22 protein-coding genes are annotated in these 24,118 nt (G+C 38.3%); 12 read left to right on the top strand and 10 right to left on the bottom strand.

Annotation, left to right across the window (positions count from 1 at the left end):
* Nucleotides 1–171: 171 nt before the first annotated feature.
* Both AAOP42_RS02320 and AAOP42_RS02315 read right to left on the bottom strand, forming a co-directional pair.
* A complete protein-coding gene (locus AAOP42_RS02320; protein ID WP_349526844.1) occupies nt 172–948 on the bottom strand; it encodes a sulfite exporter TauE/SafE family protein in 777 nt (258 codons plus the stop codon).
* 139 nt (nt 949–1,087) lie between these two features.
* The gene (locus AAOP42_RS02315) at nt 1,088–2,170 is read right to left on the bottom strand and encodes a bile acid:sodium symporter family protein (protein WP_349526843.1); all 1,083 of its coding nucleotides are present in this window, start codon (nt 2,168–2,170) and stop codon (nt 1,088–1,090) included.
* 334 nt (nt 2,171–2,504) lie between these two features.
* Here AAOP42_RS02315 and AAOP42_RS02310 point away from each other — a divergent pair, with 334 nt between their 5' ends.
* The gene (locus tag AAOP42_RS02310) at nt 2,505–3,071 is read left to right on the top strand and encodes a porin family protein (protein ID WP_349526842.1); all 567 of its coding nucleotides are present in this window, start codon (nt 2,505–2,507) and stop codon (nt 3,069–3,071) included.
* A gap of 105 nt (nt 3,072–3,176) precedes the next feature.
* Nucleotides 3,177–3,713: a 2'-5' RNA ligase family protein gene (locus AAOP42_RS02305; protein ID WP_349526841.1), complete on the top strand. Its 537-nt coding sequence runs from the start codon at nt 3,177–3,179 to the stop codon at nt 3,711–3,713.
* Between the two features lie 58 nt (nt 3,714–3,771).
* Here AAOP42_RS02305 and AAOP42_RS02300 read toward each other — a convergent pair whose 3' ends face one another.
* The 7 genes from AAOP42_RS02300 to AAOP42_RS02270 all read right to left on the bottom strand — a co-directional run bounded on the left by AAOP42_RS02300 (nt 3,772) and on the right by AAOP42_RS02270 (nt 12,654).
* Nucleotides 3,772–5,022, bottom strand: coding sequence for a PepSY-associated TM helix domain-containing protein (locus AAOP42_RS02300; RefSeq protein ID WP_349526840.1), 1,251 nt, complete (start codon nt 5,020–5,022; stop codon nt 3,772–3,774).
* Nucleotides 5,023–5,070: 48 nt separating this feature from the next.
* The gene (locus AAOP42_RS02295) at nt 5,071–7,410 is read right to left on the bottom strand and encodes a TonB-dependent receptor domain-containing protein (protein ID WP_349526839.1); all 2,340 of its coding nucleotides are present in this window, start codon (nt 7,408–7,410) and stop codon (nt 5,071–5,073) included.
* A gap of 712 nt (nt 7,411–8,122) precedes the next feature.
* Nucleotides 8,123–9,496 carry a DNA repair protein RadA gene (gene radA, locus AAOP42_RS02290; RefSeq protein ID WP_349526838.1) on the bottom strand — a complete coding sequence of 458 codons (1,374 nt, stop codon included), beginning with the start codon at nt 9,494–9,496 and terminating at the stop codon, nt 8,123–8,125.
* Between the two features lie 24 nt (nt 9,497–9,520).
* The gene (obgE, locus tag AAOP42_RS02285; protein ID WP_349526837.1) at nt 9,521–10,510 is read right to left on the bottom strand and encodes a GTPase ObgE; all 990 of its coding nucleotides are present in this window, start codon (nt 10,508–10,510) and stop codon (nt 9,521–9,523) included.
* Between the two features lie 53 nt (nt 10,511–10,563).
* On the bottom strand, nt 10,564–11,136 hold the full coding sequence (locus AAOP42_RS02280) for an adenylate kinase (RefSeq protein WP_349526836.1): 573 nt from the start codon (nt 11,134–11,136) through the stop codon (nt 10,564–10,566).
* A 51-nt stretch (nt 11,137–11,187) separates the two neighbouring features.
* Nucleotides 11,188–11,724, bottom strand: a complete 537-nt coding sequence (hpt, locus tag AAOP42_RS02275; protein WP_349526835.1) for a hypoxanthine phosphoribosyltransferase — start codon at nt 11,722–11,724, stop codon at nt 11,188–11,190.
* A 3-nt stretch (nt 11,725–11,727) separates the two neighbouring features.
* Nucleotides 11,728–12,654 (bottom strand): M20/M25/M40 family metallo-hydrolase, encoded by a 927-nt coding sequence (locus AAOP42_RS02270; protein WP_349526834.1) that lies wholly within the window; start codon nt 12,652–12,654, stop codon nt 11,728–11,730.
* A gap of 107 nt (nt 12,655–12,761) precedes the next feature.
* On the opposite strand from AAOP42_RS02270, the gene AAOP42_RS02265 reads away from it, so the two are divergent.
* The 8 genes from AAOP42_RS02265 (at nt 12,762) to AAOP42_RS02230 (ending at nt 21,095) form a co-directional block, all read left to right on the top strand.
* On the top strand, nt 12,762–13,211 hold the full coding sequence (locus AAOP42_RS02265; protein ID WP_349526833.1) for a small multi-drug export protein: 450 nt from the start codon (nt 12,762–12,764) through the stop codon (nt 13,209–13,211).
* A 140-nt stretch (nt 13,212–13,351) separates the two neighbouring features.
* Nucleotides 13,352–14,188, top strand: coding sequence for a universal stress protein (locus tag AAOP42_RS02260; RefSeq protein WP_349526832.1), 837 nt, complete (start codon nt 13,352–13,354; stop codon nt 14,186–14,188).
* 89 nt (nt 14,189–14,277) lie between these two features.
* Complete coding sequence (glpK, locus tag AAOP42_RS02255; RefSeq protein ID WP_349526831.1) at nt 14,278–15,777, top strand: glycerol kinase GlpK; 1,500 nt, start codon at nt 14,278–14,280, stop codon at nt 15,775–15,777.
* Between the two features lie 94 nt (nt 15,778–15,871).
* On the top strand, nt 15,872–17,512 hold the full coding sequence (locus AAOP42_RS02250) for a glycerol-3-phosphate dehydrogenase/oxidase (RefSeq protein WP_349526830.1): 1,641 nt from the start codon (nt 15,872–15,874) through the stop codon (nt 17,510–17,512).
* A gap of 59 nt (nt 17,513–17,571) precedes the next feature.
* Nucleotides 17,572–18,342 (top strand): exodeoxyribonuclease III, encoded by a 771-nt coding sequence (locus tag AAOP42_RS02245; RefSeq protein ID WP_349526829.1) that lies wholly within the window; start codon nt 17,572–17,574, stop codon nt 18,340–18,342.
* Between the two features lie 63 nt (nt 18,343–18,405).
* Nucleotides 18,406–19,209, top strand: a complete 804-nt coding sequence (locus tag AAOP42_RS02240; protein ID WP_349526828.1) for an MIP/aquaporin family protein — start codon at nt 18,406–18,408, stop codon at nt 19,207–19,209.
* The gene (locus AAOP42_RS02235) at nt 19,202–20,104 is read left to right on the top strand and encodes a glycerophosphodiester phosphodiesterase family protein (RefSeq protein ID WP_349526827.1); all 903 of its coding nucleotides are present in this window, start codon (nt 19,202–19,204) and stop codon (nt 20,102–20,104) included. Before AAOP42_RS02240 ends, AAOP42_RS02235 begins: the two co-directional genes overlap by 8 nt.
* Nucleotides 20,105–20,144: 40 nt before the next feature.
* Nucleotides 20,145–21,095 (top strand): pyridoxal-phosphate dependent enzyme, encoded by a 951-nt coding sequence (locus AAOP42_RS02230; RefSeq protein ID WP_349526826.1) that lies wholly within the window; start codon nt 20,145–20,147, stop codon nt 21,093–21,095.
* A gap of 29 nt (nt 21,096–21,124) precedes the next feature.
* Here the strand turns inward: AAOP42_RS02230 and AAOP42_RS02225 are convergent, their stop codons facing one another.
* Nucleotides 21,125–21,994, bottom strand: coding sequence for a winged helix-turn-helix domain-containing protein (locus AAOP42_RS02225; protein WP_349526825.1), 870 nt, complete (start codon nt 21,992–21,994; stop codon nt 21,125–21,127).
* 185 nt (nt 21,995–22,179) lie between these two features.
* On the opposite strand from AAOP42_RS02225, the gene AAOP42_RS02220 reads away from it, so the two are divergent.
* Nucleotides 22,180–22,602 carry a hypothetical protein gene (locus AAOP42_RS02220; protein WP_349526824.1) on the top strand — a complete coding sequence of 141 codons (423 nt, stop codon included), beginning with the start codon at nt 22,180–22,182 and terminating at the stop codon, nt 22,600–22,602.
* A gap of 81 nt (nt 22,603–22,683) precedes the next feature.
* Nucleotides 22,684–23,679 (top strand): WD40/YVTN/BNR-like repeat-containing protein, encoded by a 996-nt coding sequence (locus AAOP42_RS02215; protein WP_349526823.1) that lies wholly within the window; start codon nt 22,684–22,686, stop codon nt 23,677–23,679.
* Nucleotides 23,680–24,118: the final 439 nt, after the last annotated feature.

Genomic DNA, 24,118 nt, shown 5'->3' with positions numbered 1-24,118 from the left:
GATAAGTTGGTAACTTTAGTCATGATGTTTTATGTTTAGTCACTTCAAACATCGTCAAATTGGAGGAGGGTAACCTCTTCCAATTGTACTTTTCTTAGATAGTACGCCTCTAACCCATTTTTAGTCGTTTACTAGTAATTTAAATATACAAATTTTTCATTCATTCTGACATTAAAAGAACAACTTCAATGCTGCCAATGTCACAGTTACAATAATGAATATGCGATATGGTTTCTCAGGGATAAGTTTCACAATTTTGATTCCAAGAAAAACCCCAAGCAGGATAATGGGCAACATGGACAGGTTAAACAGAAACGTGTTCCAGGTAATGGTATGCCAAATAGTAACATGGAAAGGCACTTTGAAGATGTTGACGAGCAGAAAAAACCAGGCAGCAGTTCCTATGAAATTGTTCTTTTTTAAGTGAAGGGCAAGGAAATAAATCGACATCACAGGTCCTGCTGCATTGCCGATCATAGTTGTGAAACCGCCAAGCAAACCAGCAGTTGATCCGAAGAACCAATTGTCGGGTATGGCATCTGATGATTTCTTTGTTTCGTGCCAGATCATAATGATCACACCCAATATCACTACTACAGCCAGGAGAATTCGAAACTGCTGATCATTGATCATATCGCCTACCCAGATGGCTATAAAAACCCCTGCTACTGTTGCCAAAAATAGCTTTTTCAGCAATTTGAGATTTGCATGTCTGTTGTAATAAATCACTGCAAATATGTCCGCCATGATCAGCATGGGTAAAATAACACCCGTCGATTCTTTAGCGCCAAATACTGAGGCAAACACAGGAACTACAAACATCCCAAGCCCGGAAATGCCTGCCTTAGACATGCCTATGCACAACGCACAAACCAATACCCAAACCCACTGACCAGTATCTAAATTGAATTGAGAAAAAAATTCAGTGGTGAATAGTTCATTATCCATAGAAAAAGAATTGTTGAGTTTGGAGGTCAGCTGAGACTACTCAAAATCAGGCTTTGGCGTTTACATTAAAGAAAGGCACGAATTTAAAAGAACTAACAACGACAAGCAATTAGTTTTAAGAATTCACTGTCAATACAGGTTATTGGTCTTCCGGGATTTTTTTTGATTGCCAATAGGTAGCAAGCGCAGAACCAGAGATATTCATAAAAGGACCAAAAACAGAAGGTGCCAATCCTGTTGTTGCGACCCTTCCCATTTCCAATGCCAGACCTGAAGCCAGCCCGGAGTTTTGCATGCCTACTTCTATGGCAATGGTTCTGGCAGACCTCTGATCGAGCCCTACCGCCCTGCTTGCCCAATAGCCCAGCACGTAACCGGAAATATTGTGAATTGCCACTACGGCTATCAATACGAGACCTATCTGCAGCAGAGATTCTCGACCAGCCGCAGTAATAATTGTAATGATAAATGCAATACCAGCCATGGATACTATGGGCATTATTTTTTCTAAAATTTTAAATTTATGATGAAAGAGCCTGTTGAAAATCAACCCCAAGACAATCGGAATAATCACAATTTTGATGATACTCCATTGCATTGCCCAAAAGTCTATGGGCACCAGTTCATCAGCCAATAGCTTCATCAAAAAAGGAGTCAAAATTGGAGCAAGCAATGTTGCAATTGCCGTTAATGTCAAAGAAAGGGCAAGGTTGGCACCAGATATATAGGACATTACATTGGAGGCCAGACCACTCGGTGAGCAGCCCACCAGTAGTATTCCGGCAGCAATTTCTTTAGGCAATCCAGACAGGTAGGCAAGCCCAAACCCTACAAACGGCATAATGGTAAACTGGCACAAAAGACCAACGAAAACACCTTTTGGCATTTTGAGTACTCCTGCAAAATCCTTGATGCTCATGGATGTACCCATACCAAACATGATGATCATTAGCAGGGGCACAATTAATTTTTTCAGGTCAAAGCTCCCTATTTGACTAAAATTAGAAGGATAATACATGGCGGCAGCCACTGTAGCAAATATCAGTACCGTGAAGGAAAAGCCTTTAAGTTTTGGAAATTGAATCAGGCTAATCGAAAAGCATACGAACAAAGCAATTACAAGCAATCCAGCATTTTTTGCCTCCCCTATTACTATGAAAACCAAAACCGCCAGTGCAAAAACAGCACTTAAAATCAAACTGGATTTGTATATCTGCTTCAAATGATAAGATATTTTTGATAACTATGCGTATAAATCTAGGTTGGTTTTATTTGCCATGCAAATTGTAAACCCTCTCCCTTTTCCCTAATCTATTACAATTATGACATTTACCTTTCACGCCAATGTTTGCCATGTTGACTGGCAGGTATCCTCACAGACATTTTCAAATGTGATTTCTATTTGTGGAGGCCTGTCTAACAGGCAGTCACAAAACGGGGGTGGGGTTTAGGATATGACAGAGTCGGGGCAAAAATGACTTGATTAATAACTCCATTCACGGGCTATTATTTTTAATAAAATTATTATTTTACCCTTCTAACTTAAAACTAACATCATGCAAAACACATGTACTTACTTATTGGTATTTGCGGTACTGATAAGTCTAAATGCCTCGGCGCAAAGTTCTGTTATAGGTCTTAAAGGTGGATTAAACATAGCCACAATAGCAGGAGATGCCGATGGGGTAAGCTCCAAATTAGGAATTCACATAGGTTTTTACAACACTATGGAGATTTCCGAAAGCTTCAAATTCCAACCTGAACTAATATTTTCGATGCAGGGCGCACAAGTTGCACAAGGAGAAGGTAAAGTCAATTATAACTACATCAACGTCCCTCTGATTGCGAAAATCTTTGTGCAAAATGGCTTTAATTTTCAATTTGGCCCACAGGTTGGCATATTGCTTTCGGCGAATGTTAGCGATGGTATGAATTCCATCAGTGTAAAAGATCAACTGAACTCTACTGATTTTTCACTAGGGCTTGGAATCGGCTATGAACTTGAGTCTGGTGTCAACTTCGATTTGAGGTATAATTTGGGTTTATCTAATACCTCCAAGGAAGACAGTAATGATACTTATCCCAATAGTGTTATTCAATTTTCTATCGGAAAGTCGTTTTAAGACCTCAGGGATATTTCAATAAAGGCTTTACTAAACTTCGAAAGTTTAGTAAAGCCTTTTCTTATTATTAGGACGAGTATCTTTGCACTCAGTTATACCATCACAATGAAGGAAGCCCTATATTTTCTGGCAATCATACCCGACAGTCAAACTTGTGAAGACATCATGTCTTTCAAAGAAATGTCAGCCGATCTATTTGCGTCCAAGGCAGCCCTTCGCTCTCCTCCCCACATCACATTGCACATGCCATTCAAATGGAAAGAGAGCAAAGAAGATGTTTTGCTTCAAAAGCTGGATTCATTTCAATTCGAAAATTATCCTTTTAATGTAAAAATCAGTGGTTTTGATTGGTTTCCTCCGAAAGTGATTTTTGTAGATGTGGGGCAAAACGAGATACTGAGCCAACTTCAAAAAAAACTAGTCACTCATGTTCGCAGGGAGTTGTACATCCTGAATGCAGACTACAAAGACAGGCCATTTCACCCCCATATTACAGTGGCTTTTCGGGATTTGAAAAAGGCTCGATTTGAGGAGGCAAAAGCTCATTTTTCAGCGATCAAATATGAATCAACCTTTGAAGTCAATGGTTTTCATCTATTGAAACATGATGGGAGTAGGTGGAATGAATTCAAGTTTTTTTGAGAAAAATTACGTTCCCCATACTTTAAAAGCTGGGAAACGCAATTAGTTTATCAAATCATTAGATTGCCTCTAATTTCCTTCTTTTCAACAAAGTGAATATTTCGTATGCAACGATCAGAAGTACACTTAGACCAAATAGGGGAAAAATGATTCCCAACGCAATAATTATTATATGTACTGCGATACCTGTCCGAAATGTACCTGGAACATCCGGAACACCCCAAAAACCCTTTTGTTTTCGCATTAAATAAGAAACCAAAGCTGAAACAGATGCTAATATGAGTGTGCCAGCCATGAATATCATCAATATCCAATTCCACAATCCGAACTCTCCCTGATGGAATGACATTAACCACATTCTTGCCCTCATAAGTACACCCACATCCTGCCAATCATGTCTCAATATTTGATCTCCTGAATATTGATCAAAATGATATTTTTTTTGACTCTGTAAATTTGTAGTGCTGTTAGAAACACTAAAAACATCCTCCTGATTTTTAGGAAAATATATAGTGACTTCCCCTTCTAAATTAAGGCTTCTGGCTACATTTATCATTTCATCAAGAGTCAGTGCCTTATCATTTTTTATAGAATGCAGTGTATTTCCCTGCCATGTTGTGGGATACCCGGTATTGGTCACTTGTTGAAACCATTTGAAGTTGGCTCCAAAAACATCAGTCCAAGGGAGTCCCCCTGCCAATATGACTAATAAAAATACCGAAATCCAAAAGCTTGTTACAGCATGTAAATCACGAAACAATGTCCTTTTGCCTTCCTTTCTTCTGACTATAAAAAAACCTTTCAAAGACCATCCTTTAATTGGCCACCAAACATATAAGCCTGTAATTATTAAAACAATCATCCAACTGGCTACTAATTCAACCAATTTAGTACCATAAGTTCCTAAAAGGAGTTCTCCATGTAGTTTTCTTACTTTGTACATGAAGGATGTTTGTGGTATGATTTGTCCGGACACTTCTCCTTTATATGGATTTACATAAAGAGATGTTGCTCCACCAAACATTCCTGAAATAAATTTGGTTGCCTCATTTTTATGCACTGGCAATACCATAGAATTGGGTTTTATCTTGGCATTTTTATTAACAATCTCCCATTGTTCTTGAAATGAAATAGATTCTTTTTCTATTACCACTTCTTTTATTGATTTATAAACGGGTTCTTCATATTGTTGCTTGAACAGATAAATTCCTCCTGTAATAGACAATATAAGAACAAATGGAAGCGAAACAAGCCCTGCAATAAAGTGCCATTTCCATAGCCAGTTATTAAGTTTTATATTCTTCTTCATGGCGATCGATAATGACCTGAGCTTAATACCCAAGCCAATAGTTAACATTTAAAATTTATACTTTATCCCGGCATGAATAGTTCTGGGATTACCTATGGTATAGGTAGTCCTTCCATAGCTATAGGTAGCATTTATGGAGTACAGTCTATCAAATATGTTGAGCAATTGCCCCCATATTTCTGCTTTTTTATACTTATAAGAAACTTTTATATCAAAAATGCTATACCCCTGATAAGTAGGCGTTGTATAAGAGGTCACACCATTTTCAGTAGTTACCACGGTATTTTCATAAGCAGTATTGTATTTACCCATATAATTATGTAGTGCAGAAACACTGAGGTTTTTTACAAAAAATGGCTTATAAGTAATGATAGTGTTGCCAAGTAGTGAAGGAGCTTCTTCCATATTGGTATTTGAATAATCGTTACCACCATCGAAATACTCTAAATATTGATGTCTGGCATAGCTTCCGTTATGAGATATGACCAACTGCTTTACCGGTGTAAAAATCAATCCGTACTCTATGCCATAAGAACGGGTTTTCCCGGCATTTCTATAGTCGTAACTCTGATCTTCGAGTTGGTAACTCACCAATACATCACGGCCTTCCAAATCATAAAAGGCAACATCCAATTTGATCAGATTGCTTATGGAAAAATAACCACCGATCTCATAATTATAATATGAACTTGGTTTGAGGTTGAATGTTTCTCCACCATCAACGGCATCTCCATTTCTATAGAGCGTGGAGGTTTGTGGTGGAGAAAATCCGTTGGATACATTGGCATACAATCCTGCTTTGGTAGAGAAATTGTAGTTCAACCCTATTTTTGGAGCAATATTGGTATATTCGTTTTTGCCATCTCTCACGCCAACGACACCTTTCATTCTATTGTTATAATCAAAGACAAACTTGTCATAACGAAGAGCAGCAGTCACTTGTAATGCCTCAAGAGGGGAGATTTCATATTGAAGGTATCCTGCGTAATTGAAAATATTTGCATTATAGTTTAGAATGTAATCTTCCGCATTTAAGGAATAGTTCTCGTTTTTGCCAGTTTCAAGATTCACATCAAAATCAATGGTATTGGCAATATAATCCTGAGGAGAATAGTCAAAATGAAGCCCTGCCACCAAAGATGAATTGACCCAATCAAAATCCATTTTATGCTGAATCAACCCTGCATAACTGGTAAATTGGTCAGAGTTTGATTCCCCAATTCCTTCTCCCGTCAATTGTCCATTTTGGCGGATTTCGGTAGTTCTATACGATGGTATCTGATCCATAAGGTTGTTTCTGAAAATTAAATTGAAAGAAGTTTTATTTTTATCATTCCAATATTTATCGAAAGTACTTCTTAGCCTGACAGATTTAGCCACACGATTGGTAAAAGTTTCATTGCTTTCGTAGTTACCTTCGAAAAAATTCTTTTCACTTATTGATCCGGCCATATCGGATTTGTAGTCTATAATATCCAAATGATTTGTCCAAATAGAGGAACCATTAAAGTGATATACGGTTTTAAGTGTAGCTGCAAACTTGTGATAGTCGCTGTGGTCAACAATTCCGTCTTGCCTTTTGGAATATTGAGCTCCAACATAAATTCCTAGCTTATCACTTACATGATCTGAAATTTCCGCTTCGTATCGTTTAAATCCCAGATTATTAATTTGAAAACTAAGGCTTCCGGTTAGATCCTGAGTAGGTTGCTTGGTGATAAAATTAAAACTGCCTCCAATGGCTTCACTTCCATAAATGCTTGACGAAGGGCCCTTTGTTACTTCTATCCGGTCAAAGGAAATACTGTTCATCTCCAGTAAAGCATTGTGGTTAAACACTGCTGTAGGTCGAATAGGTATGCCATCTTCAACATACAAGAATAGTGCTTTGGTAGAAATAGGGGAACGAACTGACATTTGGTGTTGTTCGTTGCTACTGGCAACTGATGACTGCATAAATACTCCCGGAACAGTATTTACAATCTGTTCGATACCAAAAGATTTTAGTTCATTGAGCCTTTTAGCATTCAATATAGAAATGGATGCAGGCACCTTGTTTCTTTGTTGTAACTCTCTATTGCCTGAAATTACCACTTCTCCTAAAGACACCAAATCGAGATCTAATATTATGGTATTGAATGCATCGGTAAGGGTAACTTTTTTGCCTTTATAGCCAACAAAACTTATTTCCACTTCATTCCCCGATGAGATACTGAATTTTCCGTTTACATCGCTTACTACTCCCTTGTTTTCAGTACTGGAAATTATTAGTGCACCTACCAAAGGATTATTTTCAGTATCTAAGATTTGTCCCCTATATGTGTTTTGAGCCATTCCGTCGAGCAAAGTCAATAGAATAACTAAGAGTAAAATAAATAATTTTCTCATTTTTATAATATATAATTTGAAGGCTGTAAAAGCCTTGTAATTCAATAAGTAAATAAATTGTCATTTAACAATACCCACTGCCCATAAGGGTTCTTGGTAAATCCACTTATACATGAATATTTACTATAGCACACAAAATACCCTTTATCTATAAGGGCAAGAATAATAAAATACAACAGTTGCAGTGGGGGTTAAACTTCCTGTGGTGGGTGGAAAACATCATTGATATAAGAGGAAGAAAAAACAACACTTTCAATTGGATTGAACTTTTGCCCGGAGATTGGGTCATAAGGTTGAATTGAAAAGTGATTTTTGTTCACTATGTGAAAGTGGTTCTCTAAGTTTATTTTAGGAATATTTTTTCTTTTATTTTCTTCCTGAGCTCGGAGTTTTTTGGCTAAGTAGCATTTCCCGTCACAGCTGAGCTGAGGTTTATCTTTGTTTATACACAAAAATTCAGCTATATATTCTTGATTGATCAGATATTCAGCCAACGGGATTATTGGTTTGGCCATTGATAGCAAATACAGAACGCTAAAGAATAAGGCTAATTTTTGCATCTGATTTTCTCGCTGATAGAATATTGCTACGTTCAATACAAATGTAATTCATACCAGATTGATCAGAGCTAAATATATTCGTGTTTTTTATGTCACTTCACTAACATTTCGAGCATATTTTCTTTAGACTTGGCAATGGTATATCCGAAATATTAATCCGCCAATTTCTTAAACACATCTGAGATCATCGCCGAAGGTGTTACTTTGATCTTGTACTTGCTGAGATCAATTCCTTTGAGGTTGTATGAAGAAACATGGATTTCTTTGAAGCCTAGTTTTTCTGCCTCAGAAATTCTGTTTTCAACCCGATTTATTGCCCTGACTTCTCCACCCAGTCCTATCTCTCCGGCAAAACAGACTTTATGGTCTATGGGCTTGTCTTCAAAAGAAGAAACGATGGCAACACAAATTGCCAAATCAAGTGCCGGATCATCAATCTTCAGTCCTCCGGCAATATTGAGAAAAATGTCTCTGGTACCGAGTTGCAGTCCTCCTCTTTTTTCCAATACGGCGAGAAGCATGTTGAGCCTTTTGGCATCATAACCTGTAGAACTTCGCTGGGGAGTGCCATAAGCTGCCAGGCTTACCAGTGCCTGTGTTTCTATGAGCAAAGGACGGTTTCCTTCTATAGACGCACCTATCGACACCCCACTAATTTGAGTTTCTTTTTGTGAAATCAAAATCTCCGATGGGTTGGATACTTCACGCATACCGTTGCTTTGCATTTCATATATCCCCAACTCAGAAGTCGATCCAAAACGGTTTTTGGTTGTCCGCAAGATCCTGTAAGCCAGATGCCTGTCTCCTTCAAATTGCAATACTGTATCGACCATGTGCTCCAGTACTTTTGGACCTGCAAGTGACCCTTCTTTGGTAATGTGACCAATCAGGAATACAGGAGTATTTGTTTCCTTGGCAAATTGCAGTAAGTCTGCTGTGCATTCCCTTACCTGACTAACACTGCCAGCAGAAGATTCGATTTTCGAAGTATGCAATGTCTGAATCGAATCAATGACTAGAATGTCAGGTTTCAGTTGGTTGATTTGCTGAAAGATGTTCTGTAGTCCTGTCTCTGCCAATAAAAAACAATTGTCAGAGGTAGCATCCATTCTATCAGCTCTTAGTTTGATCTGCTGTGGGCTTTCTTCTCCGGAAACGTAGAGGACTTTTAAGTCACTCTGACTCAGAGCAAGTTGTAGCAGCAGTGTGGACTTGCCAATTCCCGGTTCGCCTCCGATCAATACCATCGATCCGGGTACTATTCCTCCACCCAATACACGATTAAACTCCTTGTCTTTGGTAACGACTCGTACCATTTTTTCCTGCTCAATCTCACTGAGCCTTACTGGCTTAACAGATCGGGTTGGTTCACTGCTATCACGCCATTGGCCAGCAGACTTGTCTTGGCCTCCGACAATTTCCTCCACATAGGTATTCCATTCATTGCATGAGGGACATTTTCCAATCCACTTTGGAGATTGCGCACCACAGTTTTGGCAAAAAAAGGATGATTTTACTTTAGCCATCTAATTTACTTGTGTGAGGAAATACTAGTTAAGACAATCCCAGATTTCGTCTTTCAAGACATCTAACCCCTTTTGTGCCACACTCGAAATAAACAATGTCTTGATGTCTTTGGGAAGTTCTTTTTCCATGTCAGCAATCATTTCATCATCCAGCATATCCGATTTGGTGATTGCCAACAAGCGATGCTTATCAAGCAATTCAGGATTGTATTTTTTAAGCTCTCCAAGAAGGATTTTATAATCAGATTTGATGTCATCGGTATCAGCCGGGATCATAAACAGCAACATTGAATTTCTTTCAATATGTCTCAAAAAGCGTATCCCGAGACCTTTCCCTTCAGCTGCTCCTTCGATGATACCGGGAATGTCGGCCATCACAAATGATTTGTGGTCACGATAGCCAACAACACCCAGATTGGGAACCAATGTAGTAAATGGGTAATCTGCAATTTCTGGCTTGGCAGCAGACAATACAGAAAGCAGAGTGGATTTTCCGGCATTAGGAAAACCTACCAGCCCCACGTCTGCCAGCAACTTCAGCTCCAATACTACCCATTGTTCCTCTCCTTCTTCACCTGGCTGTGCATATCGGGGCGTTTGCTGTGTTGCGGTTTTAAAATTGGAATTTCCTAAACCTCCTCTACCACCCTGAGTTAGAATAGCTTCTTGCCCTTCTTCCAGTATTTCAAGTATTTTTTCACCTGTTTCAGCGTTTTTTGCAATAGTGCCAACTGGTACTTCAAGGATTATATCAGCACCTTCAGCACCCGACCTGTTTCCTCCCTCACCTGGTTTGCCATCATCAGCAAACACATGCTTTCTGTATCTCAGGTGAAGCAATGTCCAAAGTTGGGAATTGCCTCGTAGAATCACATGTCCTCCTCTTCCTCCATTTCCTCCATCCGGTCCACCTTTTGGGACATGCTTTTCCCTACGGAAATGAACTGATCCCGATCCCCCGTTTCCTGATCGGGAACAAAGTTTTACATAGTCTATAAAGTTGGAGGTCAACATAAGGGAACAGAAGTATGATAAGAGCGAAAAGCAGGTTTATGAATTAAAGTAGATTAATAAGAATCTATAACTTTTTTTATCTCATTGAATATACCATCTATGCTACCCACACCATGAATTTTTGATAACTTGTTTTGTTTGTCAAAATAGTTGGCAACCGGAATGGTTTCTTCTTTATATACGTTGATGCGATTGTTAATTTTCTCAATGTTTTGATCATCGGATCTGCCTGAAGTTTTGCCTCTTTCCATAAGTCGGTTTCGAAGCTCATCGTCTGGTACGTCCAAAGCAATCATGCCACTAACAGACGTTTCAAACTCGTTCAAGACTCCATCAAGAGCAATGGCCTGATTTACCGTCCGGGGAAAACCATCAAAAATAAACCCCTTAGGGTCAATTGTAGTGGCAATTTTATCTTTTACCATTCCTATCACCACTTCATCGGGCACAAGATTTCCATCGTCCATATAGCTTTGAGCCAGTTTACCAAGCTCGGTTCCTTCTCCCAAATGTTTTCTGAAAAGATCCCCTGTAGAAAGGTGTTCCAGGCCATACATAGCAATGACCTTCTCGCTTTGTGTCCCTTTTCCTGCACCAGGAGGACCGAACAATACAATGTTTAGCATATGATTTATTTTAAAAAAGGAACAAAGATAACAAAATCCCCAGCACAATTTTCAGCCTTCGGCAATTTGATATATATGTCTGAGGGAGCGTCCCCTGCCATCATAATCCAGGCCGTATCCAATCACGAATTTATTGGGGATATCCAGACCAAAATACCTGACAGGAGTCTTTTTTTTATACACTTCTGATTTGAATAACAGTGATACAATTTCCACAGAAGCTACTTCCTTTTCATTGAGTATTTTGATGATTTTTTCAAGGGTATTTCCGGTATCAATAATGTCTTCTACTATAAGAATATGCCTTCCTTTAATATCCTCAGTCAATCCAATGAGTTCATTGACTTTTCCAGTACTTTCTGATCCCTGATATGAAGCCAGCTTGGTAAAAGATATTTCAGGGTCAAAATTGAGATGCCTGATGAGGTCAGCACAAAAGATAAACGAGCCATTGAGTACTGCTACTAATAGCGGATCTTTGTCAGTATAATCTGTGTTGATTTTTTTCGCAAGAGTAGAAACAGCAGTTTCTATTTCTTTATCGGTAAGGAAAATATCGAAATCTTTATCTTTTATTTTGACCTTCATTCTTTAAAGTTTCTTCATGAGAAATTTATACAAATCTACCATAGAAGCTATGTCGTCTTTGTTCACAGTTTCGTAAGGGGAGTGTACATTTTCTTCTGCTGCACCTATAAAACACCAGTCAATCGGATAAGGTGAAGATTGTAGTTCTTTGGCATCACTGCCACCAGAACCTTCTACTTCCAATTGGTATTTGACACCTGAAATTTCAGCGAGTCTTATTATTTTATCCAGATATGATTTTCTGGGCAAGCCACTGTCTCTCATCGAAATCGCTACACCTTCGCCGGGAAAGACCCCATCAGTCACCCAGGTGATGTCAGAAATCAAGGTTTGTTTGATTTGCCATTTTTCATACATGTATTTGATCAAAAAGGGAACAGTACCACCGGAATGTTCTTCCCTACAAGAAAATACTATCAAACCATCTGTAAGCGTTTCAGCTACTTTAAGGACATTGAACACACCTAACCTGTTGTCCAGATAGCAGGATTGCACACTGTCTTCGGTTTCTATGAATTCTTGTTTGAAAACCAAATCTGTCCCACGGTCAATTGCTCTGCCAAATTCATAAGAAATCCGGTGATCTTCATCTACTTTCAAAGTGCATTCGATATCTCCCAACGAATCTCTACCTACCAGTTTGTATCCCGATTCGGTATCAGGACCACCAATAGGAACCAACTGGTTTTGATACCTGACTGTAAAACCAATAGAATCCAGATGAGCAAAAATTGCTGTTCTTGGTTTGCCAAATTTCAATATGATACAATCCTGAAACTCCTCTCCGTGGATAACCTCGGGCTTCACCAGCCAATCTCTCTGATTTTTTTTTATGTAGTCTAAAACAAACTCCTTCATCAAACCTTCATTAGCAGAAGGAGCGAATACACCACATAAGGATTTGAGTAAATTGATGTCGGTTTTTTTCATTATTGATGTCCTTGAGAAATTTTCTGCAAGGTTGTATTTTGAAATGATAATTTAAAGCAACCTATTGAATAATTTCGAGTTAACTTAATTCGGATGAAGAAAACGATATGTTAGAAGAGATAATTAAATATTTGACGGTTTATTCCATTAGTGCCCTAAAATTTGTTTTTGGGCCTACTCTTGGTATTGCCTATGGCTTCAATGTTTTCATCACTGGTACCCTTACTCTGTTAGGTGCAATGACCAGTGTGTATATATTCACTTTTTTTGGCGACCAAATCAGAAATTTGGTAAGTAGAATATTTAAAGCAAAAAAGAAAAACATTTTTTCTAAACGCAACAGGCGATTTGTTGTAATTTGGAAAAAATATGGCGTTATGGGAATCGCTTTTTTGACCCCCATTTTTTTAACACCTATTGGAGGTACTATCACTGCCAATGCCCTTGGCTGCAAAAAAGAAGACATTTTCAAATATATGTGGATCAGTAGCTTGTTTTGGTCATATACCATTACTTGGCTGGTAAAATTCGCAAAAGACTATTTGTTTTTTGTCTAGACATTACTATAATAGCATTTGTGATATCTCAATAAAAGTTGACAACAATCAGGTTTCTTCTGCTTTCATATCATGGGCATTAATTTCAGATCAACTTAGTTTTGATCATGTAAATCACTAGTAAACCAAATACGAAAGTCATGAATATCAAAAACATATTAGTTCCGGTTGATTTTTCTCCATGTTCTAAAAATGCATTGAAAATAGCAATAGGACTGGCCAAGTCTAACAATGCCAAACTTCACTTAGTAAATGCCATATATGTTCCTACTCCGCATGTGGATGTTACTGGTGGATTTCCATTAGTAGAACCCATTTTGGAAGACTATGAAAAAAGAGTTGATAAGGAATTTGAAGAACTCAAGAAAGAATTTGTGCAACTTAAAGAGGTGGAATATGATACAAAGAAATACATATCCATGGTTTCTGATGCGATCTACACCTGCATAGAAAATCAGAATATTGACCTGATCGTGATGGGAACAAAAGGCAGTCACAGTACTTTAGAAAAACTTGTTGGTGGAGTCAGTGCCGATGTTATTCGGTACGCAACTGTTCCTGTATTACTGATTCCTGAAAATATTTCTTCTCTTGATTTCAAAAAAATAGGCTATGCTGCGGACTTTGAAGAAATGGGTGACTTGGGAAAACTGGAGACTCTGATCTATTTTGCCAAACTGGCTAAAGCTGAAATTCAGGTTTTTTATGTTGCCAAAGATGTAGGTACAGTATCATTTGATAAAAGCAGGCAAAGCCTAAAAATTTCAAATTACTTAAAGGATGTAAAACATTCTTTCCATACCATAGAAGACCATAAAGTTGTCCATGGAATATTTGAATTCATCAATGAGCACAAATTGGATATGCTTACTTTATATCCAAGAAAACATGGATTATTGGACAGATTGCTCAAAGGCAGTGTGACGAAAAAAATAGCCATGGACATCCAGATTCCTATTTTGTCTATACACGAATAAAAAATGGCAGTGTTAAAGTTCAATTCATAGATCAACTTTCCTTTTACTCATTTGTTTTATTAAATTGAAGGCAACTATCCAATTTTCAAATGAGCAAAAAATATATAGTAGCACTGGATCAGGGAACCACCAGTTCCCGTGCCGTGCTTTTCGATGGATCCGGTAAAATTGTCGGAATTGCACAAAAAGAATTCACACAGATTTTCCCCAATCCGGGATGGGTCGAACATGACCCTATGGAAATACTTCAAACACAGATGGAAGTGTTTGAAGAGGTAATTGAAAAATTCCAAATTGAACCTGCAAATGTAGCAGCTATAGGTATCACCAACCAACGGGAAACAGCCATAGTTTGGGATAAAACCAGTGGCAAGCCCATTTACAATGCCATAGTCTGGCAAGATAAACGTACAGCCGAATACTGTACTCAATTGAAAAAAGAAGGGTTGGGCTCTTATGTCAGGGAAAAGACAGGGTTAGTGATAGACTCTTATTTTTCCGGTACAAAAGTCCACTGGATATTGGAAAATGTAGCTGGGGCAAAAGAAAAAGTACAAAGTGGTAACCTGATTTTTGGCACTGTTGATACCTGGTTGATCTGGAATATGACCAAAGGAAAATTCCATGTAACCGACTATACCAATGCCTCAAGAACAATGATGTATGATATAGTCTCACTAGAGTGGGATCAAAAAATGTTGGAAAGGTTAGGTGTGCCGGAAAGCATGTTGCCTCAAGTGAAGCCTTCAGGATCGGACTTTGGAAATTTTAATTTCAGGGGAATAGACTTGCCGATCCTGGGAGTGGCTGGCGATCAGCAGTCTGCTTTGTTTGGTCAGGCATGCTTCGAACCAGGTATGGCTAAAAATACCTATGGAACAGGTTGTTTTATGCTCATGAATACTGGCACTAAAGTCCAGCATTCAGAACATGGTTTGTTGACTACTATTGCATGGGGGCTGGATGGGGAAGTGCATTATGCCCTTGAAGGCAGTATATTTATCGCAGGGGCAGCAGTACAATGGCTCAGAGATGGTTTGCAGATTCTTGAGTCGGCAGAAGAATCGGAATCTATGGCTTTGGCAGCACAAGGAAATGACGAAGTATATGTGGTTCCTGCTTTTGCGGGACTTGGCGCACCTTATTGGGATATGTATGCCCGAGGAGCCATTTTTGGCTTGACCAGAGATACGGGTAAAAACCATATTGCAAAAGCCACATTAGAATCATTGGCCTATCAAACCAGAGATGTGCTGGATGCCATGCAAGCCGATTCCGGTATCACCCTTGCTGAACTTAAAGTGGATGGAGGAGCATGTGCCAACGACCTGCTAATGCAATTTCAGGCCGATATATTGGGTACTCCGGTAGAACGGCCTGAAGTCATTGAATCTACAGCACTTGGAGCAGCCTATCTGGCTGGAATCACCGCAGGTGTTTGGAAAAAAGAAGACATTCTCAACAACCGGATCATCGATAAAACATTTACTCCTGCCATTTCAGATGAAAAACGGAAGGTACTTTACCTTGGCTGGCAAAAAGCAGTGAACAGAACAATGGGATGGTCAGATAAGAGCTTGGATAGTTAACTCAAATTTTGGCAAGCCACTTTCGATAATAAAATCATAACATACCAATGTATCAGTTAACATTCTAAAAACTTACCTTGCTAAAAAAACAAATATGAGCTTTTCAGCACAAGACCGACCTCAAATCATTAAATCCCTTGAAAAGGAGTATTATGATATCATCATTATAGGTGGAGGCATTACGGGAGCGGGGATAGCACTTGATGCTGCTTCCAGGGGACTAAAGGTAGCTTTGGTCGAAAAGGGTGATTTTGCGAGTGGCACTAGCAGCAAATCTACTAAGTTAATCCATGGTGGTTTGCGCTATTTGAAACAATTCGAATTTAGCCTTGTTCGAGAAGTTGGAAAAGAAAGAGCCATAGTACATCACCTGGCACCACACCTTGTACGTCCTGAAAAGATGTTGCTTCCATTAATCACTAATGGCAACTATGGACATATTATGACATCCGTTGGTCTTATGGTCTATGATGTGCTGGCCAATGTGGATAAAGAAGATCAGCGAAAGATGTTGTCCAAAGATGAAACCATGAAACTTGAGCCTCTGCTGAAAGACGATGTGGTAGAAGGAGGCGGACTTTATGCTGAGTACCAAACGGATGATTTTCGGTTGGTTATAGAGGTAATCAAGGCATCAATGCAATACCAGGCTTATCCTATTAATTATGTGGAGGTAGAAGAGATTTTAGAAAAGGGAGGGATAGCTTATGGAGTGAAATGCAAAGACAAAATCAGCGATAAATCAATTGAAATACTAGGGGACTATATTATAAATGCTACGGGTCCATGGGTAGATTTAGTTCGTAGTAAAATAGAAAAAATTGAAGGGAAAAGTCTTCATTTGACCAAAGGAGTACATATAGTGGTGCCTCATGAAAAACTTCCGGTGAAACATTCAGTATATTTTGATGTCTCAGACGGACGGATGATTTTTGCCATTCCCAAAAATGACATCACTTATATAGGCACCACAGATACGGAATACAGTGGTGATCCTGGAGATGCACAGGTAAACCAGAAAGACGTGGATTATATATTGGATGCTGTTGACTATATGTTTCCTTCAATTCACTTACAAAAATCTGATATAGTGTCATCCTGGGCTGGAATACGACCACTGATCGCAGAAGAAGGAAAATCTGCTTCCGAAATTTCCAGAAAAGATGAACTGTTTGTAGCTGACAATGGACTTATTTCAATAGCAGGTGGAAAACTGACCGGATACCGTCAAATGGCTAAAAAAGTCGTAGTGGCTGTATTGGAAAAGAAAGAGAAAAAATCAGGTATAAAAAAGAAAAGAAAATGTAAAACCAGAAAGATTCCATTGCCTGGGAATGAATTTGAAGATTATACAGCGGTTAAAAAATATAAAAATGAACTAAAGAAGAACAACTCTTCATTTAACCCTTCTACCATAGACTATCTGGTGGATATCTATGGAACACAAACCAATGAAATAATCAAAAATGCCAAAGAGCAAGATGAAAATCGGCCCGACATTCAACTATTAAAAGCAGAAATAAATTTTTGCCTTGAAAATGAAATGGTAATGACCCTTTTAGATTTTTACGAGAGAAGAACCGGTCGGATATTCTTCAAAATACAAACTATCAACGATACCCTCGAAGTGGTTCTTTCCATTATGGCAAAATATTTGGGATGGGACGAATCCAGAGTCGAAGAAGAATTAAAGCAGCTCAACAACGAATTGAAATTGGCTACCAACTTCAAGTAAGATTTCCCATTTTTGTTGCAATAAATTATACTTTTGTTGAGACCAATAAAATTCGAATTATGCAACACCATCTTATCTCCTGGAATCTAAATGGAATTCGGGCTGCTATTAAAAAAGGCTTTTTAGAATCTTTAAAAGAATTAAACCCTGACATTTTGTGTATTCAGGAAACTAAAGCCCAGGACGATCAGGTTTTGGAAGCATTAGATGAACTGAACGGTTACCATATTTATAGCAATTCTGCAGAAAAAAAAGGCTATTCAGGTACAGCCATTTTAAGTAAAACAGAGCCATTGAGTGTTACCAATGATGTCGGCATTTCAGAGCATGATTTCGAAGGACGGGTGATAGCTGCCGAATATGACAGATTCTTTTTAGTCACCGTGTATGTTCCAAATTCAAAAAGAGATTTGTCAAGGTTGGAATACCGGTCTCAATGGGATGCAGACTTTTTAAAATACCTTAAATCACTGGAAAAAATCAAACCTGTGATAGTCTGTGGAGACTTTAATGTAGCCCACCGGGAGATTGACATTGCCAGGCCTAAGGCAAATTACAATAAGTCCGCTGGATTTACCCAGATAGAGATAGATGGCATGGACAATTATACCAATGCAGGATTGATTGATACATTCCGGCATTTGCACCCTGAAGAAATTGCCTACAGTTGGTGGAGCTACATGGGAAGTGCCCGGGAGAGAAACATCGGTTGGAGAATCGATTATTTTCTGACGAGCGAAGGGATAAATTCAAATTTAAAAGAAGCAACCATCCATCCGGAATATATGGAATCGGATCATTGTCCTGTTGGGTTGAAAATTGAGATATAAAATTCTTATATTGCTATAGAAAGCATCTTGTGATGTTTTAACATTCAACTAAACCTATCCACTATGAATACCTATGTAGCTGAATTGGTCGGTACAGCAGTACTGATTTATTTTGGGTGTGGCGTAAATGCCACTGTAAGCCTCAACAAGTCTTATGCCCAGGGAGCTGGATGGATTGTTATAGCATTCGGCTGGGGCATAGCAGTTACTCTTGGCATTTATGCTGTAGGAACCATCAGTGGAGCGCATATCAACCCTGCGGTAACTTTTGGGTTGGCAATGGCAGGAAAATTTCCCTGGTCTGATGTGCCTGGCTATATTGCCTTTCAGGTATTGGGTGCTATAGTCGGAGCTACACTGGTATGGCTTCAATATTTGCCACATTGGGGTAAGACGGAAGAACCGGAAACCAAACTTGGTGTATTTTCTACAGGCCCTGCCATCCCTTCTACCTTTTCTAACCTTCTGAGTGAAATATTGGGTGCTGCCATTCTGGTTTTTGCGATCATGTTCATAGGAGCCAATACTTTTACCGAAGGGTTAAACCCATTGGTTGTGGGGGGATTGGTTTTTGCGATTGGAGTTTCTATGGGAGGATCGACTGGTTATGCAATCAATCCTGCCCGGGATTTAGGGCCAAGAATTGCACATTTTTTACTTCCAATTATGGGAAAAGGTGGCTCAAACTGGAAATACTCCTGGATACCTGTTGCCGGACCACTTTTGGGCGGAGCATTTGGAGCATTGCTTTACAATTGTTTATTCAAAGAAGGGAGTTCATTGTATTTTTGGATCACTCTAGTCGCAATACTTTTAGTTATTTTAGCTGCCATTCGTGAGCAAAAAACTCAAAAAAGCCATGATTAGATTATCAATCCTCTTATTCTTTGTATGCCTGTTTTTTATTTCTCTAAATTCATGCTCCCCAAAAACAGATAAAATAGTGAACCAAACGGATATACAAGGCCATCGGGGCGCAAGAGGTCTGATGCCTGAAAACACCATCCCTGCGTTTTTAGAAGCACTAAAATTAGGCGTAACCACTTTGGAACTCGACCTGGCTGTGACCAAAGACAATGAATTAGTGGTCAGTCACGAACCTTATTTTAGCTCTACATATTGTCTGGATAGCACTGGAAAGGAAATTCCAAAAGACAAAGAAGATTTATATAATATTTACCAAATGTCTTATGAGGAGGTAAAAGCATTTGATTGTGGAACAAAACCTCATAGTGGTTTCCCAGAACAACAAAAATTCAAAGTAAAAAAACCATTGCTTAAAGATGTGGTAGAAGCGGTCAATGTATTTTTAGATGGCAAAAAAGTAAAATACAACATTGAGATCAAAAGTACCCCAAAGGGTGATGGTATTTTCCATCCATCCGTAGAAGTATTTTCTGATTTAGTGTACAATTTTATTCAGAAAAATATCGACCCCAAATACGTAAATGTACAGTCCTTTGATTTTCGAATATTGAAATACTTTAATCAAAAATACCCCGAAATAGAGCTTGCAGTCTTGGTAGGAAACGACCATGTTGTTGATGATACACTTGAGGAATTAGGGTTTGTACCGGATATTTACAGTTGTGGTTATAAGAATCTAACGGCTGAAGTGGTAAAAGAAATTCATGACAAAAAAATGAAAGTAATCCCCTGGACTATCAACGAAACCAAAGACATGGAAAGGATAATCGGATATGATGTGGATGGTATTATCACAGATTATCCGGATCGTGCGATGAAGCTTGTGAAAATGTAATTTTCATTGAATACTTTTGCGGCAACTACCACCAGCATATATGTATTTAGATATTCCGAATTTCAGTGAAATAAAAAGGGCTCACCAGAAAATTGTTAAATTCATTACCAAGACCCCTGTTCTCACATCGCATTCAATTGATGACATAGTAGGAGCCAAAGTGTTTCTAAAGTGTGAAAATTTTCAAAAAGTTGGCTCATTTAAGATGCGTGGAGCAACTAATGTTATCATGTCCTATTTACCAGAACAAAGGACAAACGGATTTGCCACACACTCATCTGGAAACCACGCACAGGCAGTAGCACTTGCGGCAAAACTTGCGGGAACTAAAGCATATATCGTTATTCCCGAAAATGCCTCGGAAGTAAAGAAAAACGCTGTGATTGAGTATGGTGCTGAAGTAGTGTTTTGCGAACCAACCGAAGCTGCCAGAGAAGACACATGTGCAAAGATTCTTGAAGAAACCAATGCCATTTTCGTACCTCCTTTCAACGATAGTCGAATTATAGCCGGACAAGCTACTGCGGCTAAAGAGTTGATAGAAGAACAACCCGATTTGGACTATATCGTAACCCCTGTGGGTGGTGGTGGATTGGCAGCAGGCACAGCATTGGCTGCAAATTACGTAAGCCCAACTACTAAAGTCATTCTTGGTGAACCGGAAAATGTAAATGATACTTACAAATCTTTCAAGACCGGAAAACTGACCCCTGTTGGTAAAAAAACTTCTATTGCTGATGGATTACTTGTATCACTTGGGGAGTTGAATTTTCGAATCATCAAAGAGTATGTGGATGATGTGGTTACAGTAAAAGAAGAAGAAATTGTTTCAGCCATGAAGTTGATCTGGGAAAGAATGAAAATCATTATAGAACCATCCAGTGCGGTGGCAATTGCTACGATTATTAAGGAAAAGGACAGGTTTGCAGGTAAAAATGTAGGTGTAATCGTCACCGGAGGCAATGTAGATTTAACGGCTTTGCCTTTTTGATACTTCCTCCAGTCAAAAATATGACTTGATTAAATTTCTAGCTTATAACCTTTGCCATGGACATTAACTATTTTCAGGTTTGGATCAGCCTCCAGTTTTTTCCTTAACTTGGAAATAAACACATCCAAACTACGACCGACAAGCACGCCTTCATCTTCCCATACTTCTTTTTGCAATTGCTCCCTACTCAAAGTTTCGTTGGGACTGGAAGCAAGTATTTTGAGCACCTGATTTTCCTTGGCGGTTAGTGAAATCGTTTCATTTCCTGATTTAAGTATTTGTTTGCCATGAAAAAACTCCAATTGACCAAGAATTACACCTATTGATGTTTCTTCATTTGAAATCGCAACTGCCTCTGTTTTCTTTTCTTTCTTTATCAACAGAAAAAAAGAAAAGGCCAAAGCCATAAATGAAACCATCAAGGGCATATAGTTCACAAGTGTAATCTTCTTAGAAGGAAATGTGATTTTGATGTCGTAACATTCTTTCGGTAAAGGCCTCCCAAGGCAAGGTACCAGATTTTGTTCTTTGTCTTCAAAAATTTCGAAAGCATAAACCACCTCTTTTGTAAAACATGACAGTACATTTACGATATATCCTTGTGCAAAGTGTTCCTCACTCATATTGATTTGAACGATCCCGGCAAGTGTATCTGGCTCAAGTGCAAACTGCTTTTCGAATTGAATCAGGAAAGTGTGGTCATCCAACTTTTTTATAGGTAGTACTCTGGTAGATGAATCCCCTGCACTCAACAGCACCTGATGTCCAATATTTCTCAAACTAACTTCCAGATGTGGGTTTGACAAATCCTTCGGGATATCATCAGCTTTGTCTATAAATTTCCACGAAAGAAAAGTGAAAATGGCGAGACTAATAATAAGTAAAGACTTCAACTTCATGGATTATATAGAGTCTAATTTGGAAGCTATATCGGTTACTTCATCTAAAGAATGTCTAAAATTAACGGATTCGGTAGAGGCGTAACTATTATTTACATTCATTTTACACTTTTTTACAATTTTGAAGGATTTGTGAGCAGATTGATATCGTACGTTTGTTTCATAATTAATCAAAATATATTCAAATGAAAAAGTCAATAATTTTATGTTCGCTGGTTTTGTGTTTCATTGTAGTAGGTTTAGCTCAAAAAAAATCAGCCATCAACCGGAGCTGTAGTGTGGTCTGTCTTGACGACAGTTGGATTCCTGAGTCTTACAATGCAGGAGCTAAGAATGCCATTGTATTAAATGCAAAAGGAAAAATTTCTGTTCATGAAACCAATGATGTATCGGATAAAAGCGATTATAACAGGGCAGATTTTATAGAATTCAAGATAGCCATATTCAAGAAGAAATTTGACTCGATGGTGTCATTCTCTGACAATACTTATACCACTGTGGATGCTCAAAAAGTATTGCAGCAATGTGAAACAGGTGATCAGATTGTGATCATCTTGAAAGACGCTGACAAGTTCAGTTTGCCACATCATAGAATTGATGTACTATAATTAAAATATATACAAATACAATCCTCCAAGTGTTCAATTATAAAGTTCTTGGAGGGTTTTTAGAAAAAAATCATGGTAATCTTGAAATCATATTTCCATCTGTATGCTTGTTTAATGTTGAATTGTTTGGTCTCCTGTACTGGTGTCACGAACAATAGTTCAACAGATGAGCGGGTCAAAAAAAAGGAATTTATAACAATCGATGAACCCAGGAGTCCCGTTTATTTTACTGATGATCAGGGCATATCTTGGAATTGGCCTGGTTTTGAATTACCTCCTACCGCTCAGGTGTCATTCATTCAAAAATTAGAAAATGAAATTATTGTGGCCACTGACAATATGGGTTTATTTATCAGTGAACATAATTTGACAGACTGGTATCAGGTTAGTAATTCACTGCCTGACGAAAAAATAAACGCATTGTATTTGTCAGGTAATACCATATTTGTTGGAGTATATAACCAGGGAATTTTTGAGAGTAATGATCGGGGTGTCACCTGGAATTCATTGAATTATGATTTAACAAACCTCAGGGTACGTGCTATTGTTAAGCTAAACCATCAATTATTTGTAGGGACTGATGATGGTATTTTTAAATTCAATCACGAACAAAAGACATGGTCTCATTTGTTTAAAAGTGTTCAGGCCAATAGTTTCAATGTATATAAAGGAAATATAGTGGCAGGAACCAATTTCGGAGTGCTATTATCCAGCCAAAGTGGAGAAAAATGGAACTGGATTCATGAATTGGGTGCGGTTAATAATACAGCCATTTTAGATGGTAAAATAGCAATCATGTATTTTTCAGGAGATGTTTATATGTCTAACGAATGGGGTAGTTGGTTCAAATTGAATTATTCTCCACGAGAACTTTCGTATGTATATGAAATGGAACAGGTAGATAATAGCATTATAATGAGCAATAACTATGGGATTCACCAATCTTTTGATGACGGAAAATCCTGGAAACATATTTTAAAGACTGAGGACATGGCTTTTATGGACTTTATAGTTATAGAAAACACTATCTATGGAGGCACTAAAAGCTGGAATGAGTCTAGGAAGAAAAGTAAATAAGTGGGAGAACTGGCATTCTCATTTTACCAAATTACAACCCTCCAAGTGTTGCTTGAGGCAAGCTACAGTATAGCGGAATAATCTTTTACTTCTATAGAACTCTTGGAGGGTTTATGTACAATTTATTGAATCTGAAACATCTATTTTCACGCATTTCCGCTACGTTTAAATGTGCGCAAGCTTATATTTCAGTTTGAAGTCGATAAATCCATTAAGGTGTTACCAAGATATATATTCCAAGAGATACCATTGCAACTCCAAATGTCAGCAAATTGTAATCGCCTGATAGATGCCAGGTCTTTGGAACTGCTACATTTGACAGGACAGTAAGTTAAGCTCGTTAAGCTAAATTTACATAAGATGAAACAAGAAAGAAGACACTTCGATAAGGAGTTCAAAATGATGGCAGTAAATCTGTGTTTGACAGGGAAGTCAACCA

Source organism: Reichenbachiella sp. MALMAid0571, assembly GCF_040151475.1.
Classification (GTDB): domain Bacteria; phylum Bacteroidota; class Bacteroidia; order Cytophagales; family Cyclobacteriaceae; genus CAXBNB01.
The sequence above is the reverse complement of the archived record's forward strand: the minus strand, read 5'-3'. Positions and strand labels throughout refer to the sequence as shown.

Coding starts and splice junctions, on each gene's coding strand:
- AAOP42_RS02320 (WP_349526844.1), bottom strand. CDS start 948: ATGGATAATGAACTATTCACCACTGAATTTTTTTCTCAATTCAATTTA.
- AAOP42_RS02310 (WP_349526842.1), top strand. CDS start 2,505: ATGCAAAACACATGTACTTACTTATTGGTATTTGCGGTACTGATAAGT.
- AAOP42_RS02305 (WP_349526841.1), top strand. CDS start 3,177: ATGAAGGAAGCCCTATATTTTCTGGCAATCATACCCGACAGTCAAACT.
- AAOP42_RS02300 (WP_349526840.1), bottom strand. CDS start 5,022: ATGAAGAAGAATATAAAACTTAATAACTGGCTATGGAAATGGCACTTT.
- AAOP42_RS02295 (WP_349526839.1), bottom strand. CDS start 7,410: ATGAGAAAATTATTTATTTTACTCTTAGTTATTCTATTGACTTTGCTC.
- radA (WP_349526838.1), bottom strand. CDS start 9,496: ATGGCTAAAGTAAAATCATCCTTTTTTTGCCAAAACTGTGGTGCGCAA.
- obgE (WP_349526837.1), bottom strand. CDS start 10,510: ATGTTGACCTCCAACTTTATAGACTATGTAAAACTTTGTTCCCGATCA.
- AAOP42_RS02280 (WP_349526836.1), bottom strand. CDS start 11,136: ATGCTAAACATTGTATTGTTCGGTCCTCCTGGTGCAGGAAAAGGGACA.
- hpt (WP_349526835.1), bottom strand. CDS start 11,724: ATGAAGGTCAAAATAAAAGATAAAGATTTCGATATTTTCCTTACCGAT.
- AAOP42_RS02270 (WP_349526834.1), bottom strand. CDS start 12,654: ATGAAAAAAACCGACATCAATTTACTCAAATCCTTATGTGGTGTATTC.
- AAOP42_RS02265 (WP_349526833.1), top strand. CDS start 12,762: ATGTTAGAAGAGATAATTAAATATTTGACGGTTTATTCCATTAGTGCC.
- AAOP42_RS02260 (WP_349526832.1), top strand. CDS start 13,352: ATGAATATCAAAAACATATTAGTTCCGGTTGATTTTTCTCCATGTTCT.
- glpK (WP_349526831.1), top strand. CDS start 14,278: ATGAGCAAAAAATATATAGTAGCACTGGATCAGGGAACCACCAGTTCC.
- AAOP42_RS02250 (WP_349526830.1), top strand. CDS start 15,872: ATGAGCTTTTCAGCACAAGACCGACCTCAAATCATTAAATCCCTTGAA.
- AAOP42_RS02245 (WP_349526829.1), top strand. CDS start 17,572: ATGCAACACCATCTTATCTCCTGGAATCTAAATGGAATTCGGGCTGCT.
- AAOP42_RS02240 (WP_349526828.1), top strand. CDS start 18,406: ATGAATACCTATGTAGCTGAATTGGTCGGTACAGCAGTACTGATTTAT.
- AAOP42_RS02235 (WP_349526827.1), top strand. CDS start 19,202: ATGATTAGATTATCAATCCTCTTATTCTTTGTATGCCTGTTTTTTATT.
- AAOP42_RS02230 (WP_349526826.1), top strand. CDS start 20,145: ATGTATTTAGATATTCCGAATTTCAGTGAAATAAAAAGGGCTCACCAG.
- AAOP42_RS02225 (WP_349526825.1), bottom strand. CDS start 21,994: ATGAAGTTGAAGTCTTTACTTATTATTAGTCTCGCCATTTTCACTTTT.
- AAOP42_RS02220 (WP_349526824.1), top strand. CDS start 22,180: ATGAAAAAGTCAATAATTTTATGTTCGCTGGTTTTGTGTTTCATTGTA.